The organism is Pseudomonas sp. FW300-N1A1, from assembly GCF_058789115.1.
Genome location: NZ_JBYTBK010000052.1, coordinates 16562 through 29526 on the forward strand (window position 1 = coordinate 16562; position 12965 = coordinate 29526).

General features: G+C 60.9%; 12 protein-coding genes. 5 read left to right on the top strand and 7 right to left on the bottom strand.

The features are described 5' to 3' along the window. Nucleotides 1-47 precede the first annotated feature (47 nt). A complete protein-coding gene (locus AC3WQN_RS23400; protein WP_103401757.1) occupies nt 48-623 on the bottom strand; it encodes an NAD(P)H-dependent oxidoreductase in 576 nt (191 codons plus the stop codon). A gap of 223 nt (nt 624-846) precedes the next feature. Between AC3WQN_RS23400 and kynB the strand changes: the two genes are divergently transcribed. Next, on the top strand, nt 847-1512 hold the full coding sequence (gene kynB, locus AC3WQN_RS23405) for an arylformamidase (RefSeq protein ID WP_095081768.1): 666 nt from the start codon (nt 847-849) through the stop codon (nt 1510-1512). Then, on the top strand, nt 1509-2363 hold the full coding sequence (gene kynA, locus AC3WQN_RS23410) for a tryptophan 2,3-dioxygenase (RefSeq protein WP_103401756.1): 855 nt from the start codon (nt 1509-1511) through the stop codon (nt 2361-2363). The genes kynB and kynA overlap by 4 nt, the downstream gene beginning before the upstream one ends. 62 nt (nt 2364-2425) lie before the next feature. On the opposite strand, the gene AC3WQN_RS23415 is transcribed toward kynA, so the two are convergent. From AC3WQN_RS23415 to antA, 4 genes are all read right to left on the bottom strand, one after another. Continuing rightward, nucleotides 2426-3829 (bottom strand): amino acid permease, encoded by a 1404-nt coding sequence (locus tag AC3WQN_RS23415; RefSeq protein ID WP_103401755.1) that lies wholly within the window; start codon nt 3827-3829, stop codon nt 2426-2428. Nucleotides 3830-3906: 77 nt separating this feature from the next. Further along, nucleotides 3907-4929: an anthranilate 1,2-dioxygenase electron transfer component AntC gene (antC, locus tag AC3WQN_RS23420; protein ID WP_103401754.1), complete on the bottom strand. Its 1023-nt coding sequence runs from the start codon at nt 4927-4929 to the stop codon at nt 3907-3909. An 18-nt stretch (nt 4930-4947) separates the two neighbouring features. Beyond that, nucleotides 4948-5439: an anthranilate 1,2-dioxygenase small subunit gene (gene antB / locus AC3WQN_RS23425; RefSeq protein ID WP_103401753.1), complete on the bottom strand. Its 492-nt coding sequence runs from the start codon at nt 5437-5439 to the stop codon at nt 4948-4950. 2 nt (nt 5440-5441) lie between these two features. Continuing rightward, the gene (gene antA / locus AC3WQN_RS23430) at nt 5442-6830 is read right to left on the bottom strand and encodes an anthranilate 1,2-dioxygenase large subunit (protein WP_103401752.1); all 1389 of its coding nucleotides are present in this window, start codon (nt 6828-6830) and stop codon (nt 5442-5444) included. Nucleotides 6831-7398: 568 nt separating this feature from the next. Here antA and AC3WQN_RS23435 point away from each other — a divergent pair. After that, a complete protein-coding gene (locus AC3WQN_RS23435; RefSeq protein WP_103401751.1) occupies nt 7399-8412 on the top strand; it encodes an AraC family transcriptional regulator in 1014 nt (337 codons plus the stop codon). A 13-nt stretch (nt 8413-8425) separates the two neighbouring features. Here the strand turns inward: AC3WQN_RS23435 and AC3WQN_RS23440 are convergent, their stop codons facing one another. Then, the gene (locus AC3WQN_RS23440) at nt 8426-8899 is read right to left on the bottom strand and encodes an Lrp/AsnC family transcriptional regulator (RefSeq protein WP_095081759.1); all 474 of its coding nucleotides are present in this window, start codon (nt 8897-8899) and stop codon (nt 8426-8428) included. A gap of 186 nt (nt 8900-9085) precedes the next feature. Between AC3WQN_RS23440 and kynU the strand changes: the two genes are divergently transcribed. Then, complete coding sequence (gene kynU / locus AC3WQN_RS23445) at nt 9086-10336, top strand: kynureninase (protein ID WP_103401750.1); 1251 nt, start codon at nt 9086-9088, stop codon at nt 10334-10336. A 228-nt stretch (nt 10337-10564) separates the two neighbouring features. Beyond that, complete coding sequence (locus AC3WQN_RS23450) at nt 10565-11977, top strand: amino acid permease (RefSeq protein ID WP_103401748.1); 1413 nt, start codon at nt 10565-10567, stop codon at nt 11975-11977. 4 nt (nt 11978-11981) lie between these two features. On the opposite strand, the gene AC3WQN_RS23455 is transcribed toward AC3WQN_RS23450, so the two are convergent. Next, nucleotides 11982-12875 carry a LysR family transcriptional regulator gene (locus tag AC3WQN_RS23455; protein WP_103401747.1) on the bottom strand — a complete coding sequence of 298 codons (894 nt, stop codon included), beginning with the start codon at nt 12873-12875 and terminating at the stop codon, nt 11982-11984. Nucleotides 12876-12965: the final 90 nt, after the last annotated feature.

Genomic DNA, 12965 nt, shown 5'->3' on the forward strand with positions numbered 1-12965 from the left:
CCTTTCTCGTAAGTGTCCCGGATGACACCGCCGATTATCTCCGAGACTCAGCCCTCAGCGATAGCCTGCGCCTGCATCAACCAGCTGTTCCGTTGCTGCGGCGTTGAGTTGAGCACCGGGCCGAAGGTCAGGGTGTTCAGCGGTCTGATGCCGCAAAAGTCCAGGGTGGTCTTGCGCATTTGATGCACGCCGGGCATGCGATAGATCCAGCGGTAATACCAGGGCGGTGTGTCCATGGTCACCAGCAGGTCGGCGGTGCGACCCTGCAGCAGCTTGTCTGGAAAGGCCTTGCCGGGACGGTACTTGAAGGCGAAGCCAGGCAGGAACACCCGGTCGAAAAACCCCTTGAGCAACGCTGGAATCGCCCCCCACCAGATCGGGTACACAAATGTCAGGTGTTCGGCCCAGGTGATGTCCGCCTGAGCCTTCAGCAGGTCGGCTTCCAGCGGCTGAACCTGCTGGTAGCCCTCGCGCAAAATCGGGTCGAAACTCAAGGCGCCCAGGCGCAGCTCGCGGACCTCATGCCCGGCACTGTTTGCCGCCTGCACATAGCGGTCGGCCAGGGCGCCGCAAAAACTGTTACTGGAAGGGTGGCCGAGAATCACCAGTATCCGTTTGCCCATGTGCTTCTCCCTGGAAGGTAAAACCAGGAGGATAAAGTCGGCCCCTTGGGGGAGAGTCAAGATCCTTGGATAGCACCTGTCGCATCCATTGAAACTTCTATCCGATAAACTTCGTTTTTTTAGCATTAAGTGCGAAACATTTGGCCGTTGCCGAAGGATTTCGCAAGAAAGTTGACGGGTTTCACTCGTATCATTCACGGGTGAGCAGGCCGAGATTCCAATAATGAAAACTACACCATCGTGGTGGGACATCAGTCCCCCCTTGAGCACCGCAACCCCCACGTGGCCAGGTGATACGCCGTTTCAGGAAGAGCGCGTGTGGACGTTCGGGCCCGAGTGCCCGGTCAACGTCGGCCGCGTCACCCTGTCTCCCCACACCGGGGCCCACGTCGATGCACCGCTGCATTACCGCCCCGACGGCGCGCCCATTGGCGAGGTGTCGCTGGAGGTCTACATGGGCCCGTGCCGCGTCCTGCACTGCCTGGACAGCGGCGCCCTGGTTCAGCCCGGGCAACTGCAAGGGCGGCTGGCCAATGTGCCGGCGCGCGTGCTGCTGCGCACCTATCGACAGGCCCCCCTGGCGACCTGGGACCCGGACTTCACCGCGGTCGCCAAGGAAACCGTCGAGCTGCTGTCGAGCCTGGGCGTGCGCTTGATCGGCATCGATACACCGTCGCTGGACCCCCAGCAATCCAAGACCATGGATGCGCACAACGCCGTGGCCCGCCATGGCATGGCGATCCTCGAGGGCATCGTGCTCGATGAGGTGCCGGAAGGCGACTACGAGCTGATCGCGCTACCGCTGCGCTTCGCCAATCTGGACGCCAGCCCGGTTCGGGCAATCCTGCGTCCACTCCCTACACTGCAACCTGAGGAGTCGGTTCGATGAGCCAATGTCCCTATTCACCGGGCAACCCGACAGACGAATGGCATAACGCCGAGCTGAATTTTTCCGACTCCATGAGTTACGGCGACTACCTGGACCTGGGCAAGATTCTCAGCGCCCAGCATCCGCTGTCCCCGGACCATAACGAAATGCTGTTTATCATCCAGCACCAGACATCCGAGCTGTGGATGAAACTGATGCTGCACGAGCTCAAGGCTGCCCGCGAACACGTTCGCCTGGGCGAATTGCCGCCGGCGTTCAAGATGCTGGCGCGGGTGTCGCGGATTTTCGATCAACTGGTGCATGCCTGGACCGTACTGGCGACCATGACCCCAACCGAGTACCACGCGATCCGGCCGTTCCTGGGGCAGTCGTCGGGCTTCCAGTCGTTCCAGTACCGCGAGATCGAGTTCATCCTCGGCAACAAGAGTGCAACGCTGTTGCGCCCCCATGCTCACCGCCCGGAGTTGTTGGCGGAGCTGGAAAAGTCGATCGCCACACCGTCGCTGTATGACGAGGCGATTCACTTGATGGCCCGCTCGGGGCTGGCGATTGATCCGCAGCGCTTGACGTGCGACCCGACCCAGCCGACCGCGCATGACGCGACGGTCGAAGCTGCCTGGCGTGTGGTCTACAAAGACCCTTCGCAGTACTGGGACCTGTATCAGTTGGCCGAGAAGTTCATCGACCTCGAAGACTCGTTCCGCCAGTGGCGTTTCCGCCACGTCACCACGGTTGAACGGATCATCGGCTTCCAGCCAGGCACCGGTGGTACGGAAGGCGTCGGCTACCTGCGCAAGATGCTCGACACTGTGTTGTTCCCAGAACTGTGGCGAGTGCGGTCGACCCTCTGATCGGTCAATGAAAAGCCCCGGCATTCAGTGAATGCCGGGGCTTTTTACTGTCTGGCGAACGCTTATTGAGTGACCGATAAGGCGCGGGTGCGAGCCACGCGCATCCGGTAGGCCACGAACAGGATCGCGACCCAGACCGGGATGGCGAACACCGACGCCCGAATGCCTGGAATCATCAGCATGACACCGATGATCACGGCCATGAAGGCCAGGCACAGGTAGTTGGTGTACGGCGACCAGAACGCCTTGAAGCCCGGCACGATGCCTTTTTGCTTCATCGCCTTGCGGAACTTCAGGTGCGTCAGGCTGATCAGCGCCCAGTTGATCATCAACGAGGCAACCACCAGGGCCATCAACAACTCCAGCGCTCCATGGGGGGCCACGTAGTTGACCACCACGCACAGCATAGTGACCAGTGCCGACACACCCAGCGCCAGCAACGGCACGCCTTGCTTGGTCAGTTTCATCAACTGTTTCGGCGCATCGCCCTGTTCGGCCAGGCCGTACAGCATGCGGCTGTTGCAGTAGACGCCGCTGTTGTACACCGACAGCGCGGCGGTGAGGACCACGAAGTTGAGGATTTGCGCGGCGGTGTCGCTGCCGATCAGGGCAAAGATCTGCACGAACGGGCTGCCGCTGTAGGCATCGCCGGACGCGCCGAGGGTTTGCAGCAGTTGGTCCCATGGGTACAGCGACAGCAGCACGGTGAGTGCGCCGACATAGAAGATCAACACGCGGTAAACCACCTGGTTGATCGCCTTGGGAATCACTTTGCGTGGTTCGCTGGCTTCAGCGGCGGTGATACCCACCAGCTCCAGGCCGCCGAAGGAGAACATGATGAACGCCATCGCCATCAGCAGGCCGGTGGTGCCGTTAGGGAAGAACCCGCCGTGCTCCCACAGGTTGCTTACCGAGGCCTGCGGGCCGCCAGTGCCACTGAATAGCATGTAGCAGCCCAGGGCGATCATGCCGATGATCGCCACGACCTTGATGATCGCGAACCAGAACTCCATTTCACCGAAGACTTTCACGTTCATCGTGTTGATCAGGTTGACCAGCACGAAGAACACTGCGGCACTGATCCAGGTCGGCACCTCGGGCCACCAGAACTGGATGTACTTGCCGACCGCGGTCAGTTCCGCCATGCCCACCAGTACATACAGTACCCAATAGTTCCAGCCCGACAGGAAGCCGGCAAAACCACCCCAGTAGTTATGCGCGAAGTGACTGAAGGAACCGGCGACCGGCTCCTCGACAATCATTTCGCCCAGCTGGCGCATGATCAGGAAGGCGATAAACCCGGCAATCGCATAGCCGAGAATCATGGAAGGCCCTGCCGACTTGAGTACGCCAGCGGAACCCAGGAACAACCCTGTACCAATTGCTCCGCCCAATGCGATCAGCTGAATGTGTCTATTTTTCAGCCCCCGCTTGAGTTCGCCTTGTTGCTGTCTTTCATCCGCCATCTGGTTACCTTCTAGTTGTTTTGATCCGGCTTTGTTGCACCCCGACAGCTTATTCAATTAGCGCCTGTTTGTGAGCGTCAGGTGTTGCTTTCAGTGAATTTTTCGTAATAAAGCTGCACGTTTTCCAGGGATTGGCTCGCCAGCCAGGTCCTGATCGACTCGACCATGGGCGGTGGCCCGCAGACATACAGGTCGGCCGGCGCATCGCGCAGTTCACTGGTATCGAAGTGTTCGGCGATGTAGCCGCGCTTGCCTGTCCAGCAGGGCGTGGGTTCGCTGAGCACCTCGGTGTAGCGAAACCCCGGAATGCGCCGGGCATAGGCCCGGATGCGCTCGCCCTCGCACAGGTCGGCCGCCTCGCGCACACCGTAGTACAGGTGCACGGGGTATTCGCAGCCGCGTTCGGCAATTTCATCCAGCATGCCCAGTAGGGCCGACAACCCCGTACCGCCCGCCACCAGCACCAGCGGTCGGGTGATGTGGCGCAGGTAAAATGCTCCCAGCGGCGCCTCCAGGGCGATCTGATCGCCGACCTGGCAGCGTTCGCGAATGTAGTTGCTCATCACCCCGTCCGGTAGCAGGCGAATCAGGAACTGCAACTGATTGCTGCTGGTCGGGCGGTTGGCGAACGAATAGGAGCGCAAATCCGCGGTGCCTGGAATCAGCAGGCGGGCGTACTGCCCCGGTAGAAAGTCCAGCGGCTGGGCGCTGGCCCCCAGGTCCAGGTGCAGGATCGCGGTGCTGGCCGAGACCTGGGTGACCTGCGTCACGGTGCCGTTGAGTCGAGCGGGTTCGGCGGCATTGCACAGGCTGGAGGCGAAGTCGAAATAGAACGCCGCATCGGAGGTTACCCGGGTCTGGCAGGTGAGCATCTTGCGTTGTTGCAGGTCCAGGCTGGACAGGGCGTCCTCGTCCACATAGTCCTGGCTGTAGTCGCCGGACTCACAGCGCCCCTGGCAGGTGCCACACACCCCTTCGCGGCAATCGAGCGGAATCCTGATGCCATTGCGCAGCGCCGCATCGAGCAATATTTCGTTGGCGTGCACGGGAAAAAACAGTGTTTTGCCATCGGCGAAACTGAACGCAACCTTGTGGTTCATACCCCGGTCTCCATGGTGTCAGAGGTGGTAGAAATCGAGCACCGAGTTGATGGTGTCGTTGAGCAGCAGCACATGCTTGCGGGCAATGATCCAGCTGTTGTCATGCGGCTTGAGGCGATAGGTCGCGGTGCCGTAGAACTGCTCGGAGGTCGCCAGGCGATAGAACAGCGTGTGCCAGTTCAACCGCACCTCCAGTTCACCCTGTGGCAGTTCGCTGATGCGCACGTTGTTGATCTGGTGCAGGGTGCGCGGCAAGGGCGTGGCGGAGGCCGCCTTGCCGGTGCGCAGGCGGAACACCCGGTCTTCCAGGCCCGAGCGGTTGGCGTAGTAGATCAGTGACATCTCGCGCTTGGGATCCTGGGTATAGACATGCTCCGAATCCCACTGCGGCAGGTGAAACTCGCTGTGCTCGTCGAAGAGGGCGAGGTAGGCGTCCCACTCCTTGGCGTCGCACAGCTCGGACTTGCGGTAGAAAAACTGCTCGATCTGGTACTGCAATTGCGCATTCATGTTCACACCTCACGTAGCTTCAGGGATTTCGCGTCCAGGCCATCGAGCAGGAATCTCTGCCAGTTGCTGTGCTGGTTGACGTAAAGCCCTTCATGGGTGAACTCGGTGCCGGTCATGGCCGGGGCGATACCGATCGCCTCGCTGTTGGGCGTGGCACCCGTGGCCCAGCGGTGGCTGCCGCGTGAAATATCGCTCCAGCGTTCCAGGCGAGCCTGGAAACCGCGCTGGGCTTCACGGAATTCCACCAGGTCATCCGGTGTGCCGAGGCCGGAGACGTTGAAGAAGTCCTCGAACTGGCGAATGCGGTTTTCGCGGTCGGCGTCCGACTCGTTCTTCACCCCCAGGCACTGGCTGATGATTTCGGTCTTGTTCCACGCCACCGGGCGGATGATGCGCAGCTGTGAGCTGATCTGGTCGAGGAAGAACAGGCTCGGGTAGATGTTCAGGTTGCGCAGCCGATGCATCATCCATTCGGCTTTTTCCTGGCCGTGCTCGTCGATCAGGCGCGGCATGATCGTGCTGTAGCCGGAGCGCACCGTCGGGTTGGGCATGTCGCTGAACAGCACGCTGTGGCCGTTGTTGAAGGCGAACCAGCCGTCGTCGGTATTGGCATCGCCGGCCCCCAGCTTGCTGTAGTCCAGGGTGCTGCCGGTGGCGGTGCCGTTGTCGCTGTTGACCTGCTGGCGATGCTGCACCGTGGCCACGTAGTTATAGTGGACCGTGCTGACGTGGTAGCCATCCAGGCCATTCTCGTTCTGCAGTTTCCAGTTGCCGTCGTAGGTGTAGGCCGACTTGCCGGGCAGCACTTCCAGCTCACCGGTGGGCGACTGGGCGACCATCATGTCGAAGAACACTTTGGCGTCACCGAGGAAGTCTTCCAGGCTGTTGTCGCCGTGTACGTCCAGGCTGATGAACACGAACCCCTTGTAGCTCTGGATGCGGGCCTTCTTCAGGCCTCGGGTGGCCTTGTCGAACCCTTCGGGGTACTCGCCAGGCGCCTTGACCTTGACCAGGCGGCCGTCGCTCTTGTAGCACCAGGCATGGAACGGGCAGGTGAACGTCGACTGGTTACCCTTGCCCACCCGGGTCAAGGTGGTGCCGCGATGCTGGCAGGCGTTGATCAGTGCGTTGAGCTTGCCGTCGCCGTCGCGCGTGATAATCATCGGCTGGCGCCCGGCACGCATCGTGATGAAGTCGTGGTTATTGGCCAGTTCGCTTTCGTGGCAGGCGTAGATCCAGTTCTTCTCGAAGATCAGTTCCATTTCCAGGTCGAACAGCTGCGGCTCGGTGAAGATGTCCCGGGCGATGCGGAACACGCCCTCTGCCGGACGGAAGTCCAGGCAGCCTTCAATGAAGGTTTTCCATTGCTCGAAGTTTTTTTCGCCACTCATGGGTGTGCCCCTTTTTTTATTCAGGCCAATCGATGTGCACATTAGAGAGAGTGGGGTGGGGGAGGGTCTATCCGCTTAGTCGGCGAAGGCAGTCCGCTAAGTTCGCTGCGTGGAGCGCTGCGTTATCCCCGTGGCGAGGGAGCTTGCTCCCGCTCGACTGCGCAGCAGTCGTAAATGTCCTTGGCAAATTTCAACTGAAATAACGCGTTAACTGGACTCAGGACCGCTTCGCGCTCCAACGGGAGCAAGCTCCCTCGCCACAGATACCTGTCGGTAATGAGTGCGTCCCGTGGGTAACACTCGCATCAGACTGGGCAGCGAATACCCAGGCACCGGCACCAATCGATGAACGGCTGCCCCGGTGCGGCGCATTGAGGTACTGTTTTGCCCAGCCTGGAGTGCTGTTCAGGGGCATGCGCCGTGATCCGGGGCGTGCTTTATCCACATAGTTGGCGATTGCTATCCATCGGGTCGGCAGGCGCGTTGAGTGGTCTGGAACTTGCTCGCTTCACGCCAGAGGTGCGCCGTCAGAGCGCGCTGAAAAAAATATTGCCGTGGGTGCGCCGTGATGAGTAGCAAAGCTGATCCGCAGTTTCGCGATATTCGTATCGATCACTATGACCTTGAAGGGGCCAGGACCTGGATGTCGGGGATCTGTGGCCCGCATCGACTCGAAACCACGACGCCGGAGCGGATCCGCTTTCATCACAGCGCCAATGTGTTCAAGTCCATGGCCACCACCCTGGGCACGATCGAGTACGGCACCGATGTGACCGTCGACATCGAAGACGCCGAACACTTCAGCAGCTACAGCCTCAGCCTGCCGCTGGTGGGTGAGCAGGAGCTGCGCAAAGACGGCACGCTGCTCAAGTCCAACCGCGATCAAGGGGTGATCATTTCGCCGAATGAAAGCCAGATGCTGGCGATCTCCGGTGACTGTCGCAAGCTTCAGGTGGTGATCACCCGCGCCGCCATGAGCGAGTCGCTGGAGGGGATCCTGCAGCACCCGCTGGATGCGCCGCTGCGCTTCGAACCGGTGATGGACGCGGTGGACGGCGCGTCGGCGGCGTGGTGGCGCATGGCGCGGTATTTCATTGCGGAACTGGAGCACAGCAATGTGCTGTTTGATCACGTGACCTTCACCCGGGACCTCGAAAGCTCGTTGATCAAGGGCCTGATCCTCGCCCAGCCGAACAATTACTCCGAGGAGCTGCGCCAGGTGTTGGCGGTGAAGGTGCCGCACTATCTGGTCCGGGCCAAACAGTACATCCACGACAACGCCCGCGAAGCGGTGCACCTGGAAGATATCGAAGCGGCGGCGGGGGTTTCCCGGTTCAAGTTGTTCGAAGCGTTCAGGAAGTACTTCGCCCTGTCACCGATGGCCTATCTGAAGAAGCACCGGTTGAACGCGGTGCGTCAGGATCTGCTTGAGCATGGCCAGGCGCGCAATATCTCGGAGATCGCCATGGCCTGGGGCTTTACCCACATGGGCCGGTTTTCCGCCGAGTACCGCAAGCTGTTCGACGAATCCCCCAGCGCCACCGTGCAGCGTCACGAAGCCCGGCGTATGCGCGGGCTTTGAGTGGGTCGCAGCCTTACTTGCGGGCAACCAGATCCAGCAAGTTGACCCGTTCCTTGATTTTCTGCAGGACGATTTCCGAACGGATATCGGTTACCCCCGCCGTGCGGTTGAGTTTGTTGACGATGAAATCCGAGAAGTGCTTGAGGTTGCGCGCCTGGATCCGCAGCACGTAGTTGCTGGCACCGGTAATCACGTAGGCGGTGGTCACTTCCGGCCAGTCCTGGACCTTCTTGATGAAGGTCTCGTGCCAGTCGTCGATATCCTGGCGCAGGGACACATGGACGATGGCTTCCAGCTCCACGCCCAAGCGTTCGGCGCTCAGTTCGGCGCGATAACCGGTGATGATCCCCTCGCTTTCCAGCAGGCGTAAACGACGCAGGCAGGCCGAGGGCGACAGCGCGACTTTCTCCGCCAGTTCCTGGTTGCTGATACGGCCATCCTGCTGCAGGTAATGCAGGATCCGCAGGTCTGTGGAGTCGAGTGTCATGGGTTGAATAAATCCGCGGTTTTTTGAGTTGGATTCGAATTATCTTCGAGATAACTACTATATGACCTGCCACTTTGCACGAAAATTCTGCAAAGGTTCGTTCATTATTTGCTCATCGTGCAGGCATGGAAATCCCCGGAATACGGTAACCACCGGCCGCATGTCACTTAAAGAACAGGACCGACAATGACCACAAGAAACGATTGCCTGGCGCTCGATGCGCAGGACTCCCTGGCCCCTTTGCGTGATCAGTTTGCCTTGCCCGAGGGCGTGATCTACCTCGACGGCAACTCCTTGGGCGCCCGCCCGGTCGCGGCCCTTGAGCGCGCCCGGGCGGTGATTGCCCAGGAGTGGGGCGATGGTTTGATCCGCAGCTGGAACAGCGCCGGCTGGCGCGATCTGCCGCAGCGCCTGGGCGATCGCCTTGCCGGGCTGATCGGTGCCGGTGAAGGCGAAGTGGTGATCACCGATACCACCTCGATCAACCTGTTCAAAGTGCTCGGCGCGGCCTTGCGCGTGCAGGCCACGCGAGCGCCTGAGCGGCGGGTGATTGTCAGCGAGTCGAGCAACTTCCCCACCGATCTGTACATTGCCGAAGGGCTGATGGATTTGCTGCAACAGGGCTACAGCCTGCGTCTGGTGGACAGCCCGCAAGCGCTGGCGCAGGCGATTGACCAGGACGTCGCCGTGGTGATGCTGACCCACGTCAACTACAAGACCGGCTATATGCACGACATGCAGGCCACGACCACGCTGATCCACGAATGTGGCGCGCTGGCGGTCTGGGACCTGGCTCACTCGGCTGGCGCGGTGCCGGTGGACCTGCGCCAGGCCGGTGCGGACTACGCCATCGGCTGCACCTACAAATACCTCAACGGCGGCCCGGGTTCGCAAGCGTTCGTCTGGGTCTCGCCGCAGCTGTGCGATCTGGTCACGCAGCCGTTGTCGGGCTGGTTCGGCCACGCCCGCCAGTTCGACATGGCGTCGGGTTACGAGCCAAGCCGCGGCATTGCCCGTTACCTGTGCGGCACGCAGCCGATCACTTCGCTGGCCATGGTCGAGTGCGGCCTGGACATCTTCGCCCAGACCGACATGGCCAGCCTGCGCCGTAAATCCCTGGCCCTGACCGACCTGTTCATCGCGCTGGTCGAGGAGCGTTGCGCCGCCCACGACCTGAAGCTGATCACCCCGCGTGAGCACGCCCGGCGCGGCAGCCATGTCAGTTTCGAACACCCGCAGGGTTACGCGGTGATTCAGGCCCTGATCGCCCAAGGCGTGATCGGTGACTACCGTGAGCCACGGATCATGCGCTTCGGTTTCACCCCGCTGTACACCAGCTTCACCGAAGTGTTCGATGCGGTGCAGATCCTGGGTGACATTCTCGACCAGAAGACCTGGGCGCACGCGCAGTTCCAGGTTCGTCACAGCGTGACCTGAGTCCTGTGTAAACCGGGCTTTGTAATGCTCATGAACCGTGGCGAGGGAACTTGCTCCCGCTGGGCTGCGTAGCGGCCCCAAGATCTTTGTCGTGAACAATGATGTTGTGAGTGCTGCGCACTCAAGCGGGAGCAAGCTCCCTCGCCACAGGTTTTGCGTTCGATTGCAGGGTTCGGTATTTGATCAACGATGTGCTCTTAAAAAAACAAGTATTCAGAGGACAGACACATGAGCGAAGCCAGCGGCTTTGACACGATTTCCAACCGCGAGCATGGCCTCAGGCGTCAGCTCACCTCGGGACAGATGAGCATGATCGCCATCGGCGGGGCGATCGGCACCGGGCTGTTCATGGGCAGTGCCTATGCCATCGGCTATGCCGGGCCGAGCGTGCTGCTCAGCTACGCCATTGGCGCGATCATCACGCTGCTGTTGATGGGCTGCCTTGCGGAAATGACCGTGGCCCATTCCACCTCCGGTTCCTTCGGCGCCTATGCCGAGTTCTACGTCAGCCCCCTGGCCGGGTTCCTGGTGCGCTATGCCTATTGGGCGGCGATTGTGCTGGCGGTCGGCACGGAAGTGACAGCGGTGGCGATGTACATGAAGTACTGGTTCGCCAACGTGCCTGAATGGATCTGGATCGTCTCGTTCTCCAGTGTGCTGATCGTGCTCAACGCCATCAGCGTGAAGACCTTCGGTACCTTCGAGTACTGGTTCTCGACCATCAAGATCGCGGCGATTGTCGGCTTCATCATCCTGGCGGTGTACGTGGTGTTCGGTTCCGGCAACCCGGACTACGGCGTGCAGCATTACACCGCTCACGGCGGCTTTTTCCCTCACGGCCTGCAAGGGATGTGGGTGGCGGTGATCGTGTCGATCTTCAGCTACCTGAGCGTGGAAATGATCGCGGTGGCGGCCGGTGAAGCCGAGGATCCGGAGCGGGCGGTCAAGAAAGCCTTTCGCGCGACCATGGTGCGGCTGGTGGTGTTTTACCTGCTGACCCTGGCCCTGATGCTGGCGATCGTGCCCTGGGTACAGGCCGGTCAGACCCAGAGCCCGTTCGTCACGGTGATGCAAACCATCGGCATTCCCGGCGCCACCGGGGTGATGAACTTCGTGATCCTGATCGCCGCCTTGTCCGCGATGAACAGCCAGCTCTACATCACCACACGCATGATGTTCAGCCTGTCCCGTGGTGGTTACGCACCCAAGGCGATGGGCGCGTTGAGCAAGAGCGGCATCCCGTTGAATGCCTTGTTGTTGTCCAGTTCGGGCATTGCCCTGGCGACCTTGCTGAACGTGATGTACCCGGAAAGCTCCTTCACCTTGATGATGGCGATCTCCATGTTCGGCGCCATCTTCACCTGGTTCATGATCTTCCTGACGCACTACTGTTTCCGCCGATATCACCAGCGTCACGGTGAGCGAAAGCTATCGTTCCGCATGCGCCTGTTTCCCTACTCGACGCTGCTGGGGCTGGTGCTGATGGGGGCGGTGATGATCACCACCTACTTCACCGACGCGTTCAAGATGACCCTGGTGTTTGGCGTGCCGTTTCTGCTGATTCTGTCGTTGGTCTACGGAGTGTTTTTCCGCAAGAGCCGGGCCCGTGCAACGCAGGATCCCGTGCCTGACGAGGCTTGATCGGCTAGACACCCTGCTGCGGCTGCAAGGCCCGCAGCAGGGCCTGGGTATACCGGGGCAGGGCGTCGAATGAGCGAGCGCACAGCAGCAGCTTTCGCTGTGCCCAGGGCTCCTGCAGGGCGAAGCATTTGAACGCGTGCCCGTCGGCATAACGTTGCACGGCCGCCAGCGGCACGATCGCCAGACCCGCGCCATGGGCGACCATGCGCATGACGCCGTCAAAGCCATCGGCCCGGATGCGGATCTGCATGCGCAGCCCGGCGTGCAGCGCCTGCTCCTCCAGATAAATCGCCAACGCGCTGTGGGCATTCAGCCCGACGTAATCGTGAGCCAGGGTCTGGCTGAAACCCGGTGAATGAGTGTCGGCCAGCGGGTGATCGTTGGGGCAGATCAGCACCAGCGGGTCATCGCGAAACGGCCGGGTTTCCAGGTCAGCGGTGTCCACCGCATCGGACACGATACCCAACTCGGCCGCGCCCTGACGCAAGGCGTGGGTGATGCGCTGGCTTGGCCGTTCTTGCAAGTCGATGTCGAGGTTGGGGTGTTCGCGCAGAAAACCGGCGAGCAGTTCGGGCAGGTATTCGGTGATCGCCGTGGTGTTGCACAGCAAGCGCACCTGACCTTTGACGCCCTTGGCATATTCGGCAAGGTCCTGCTGCAAGCGTTCGGCCTGAAGCAGGATCACTCGCGCATGTTGCGCCAGCGCCTTGCCGGCCGGGGTCGGGCTGATGCCGCGTCGACCACGGTCGAACAGGGTGATGCCCAGCGATGCCTCCATCGCCCGGATGCGTGCACTGGCCGCTGCCAGTGACAGGTGGCTGCGGACGGCACCGGCGGTGATATTGCCGGCATCGAGGGTGTTCAGGTACAGCCGCAGGTCAATCAGGTCGAAGTGCATGGGGGGCTGGTTCATTGTGGGAGATTCTATGTTTGAGGGGAAGCTCCAATAACTGAGTTTGGGTGGTATTCGCTCTGGTTTTTCATCAGG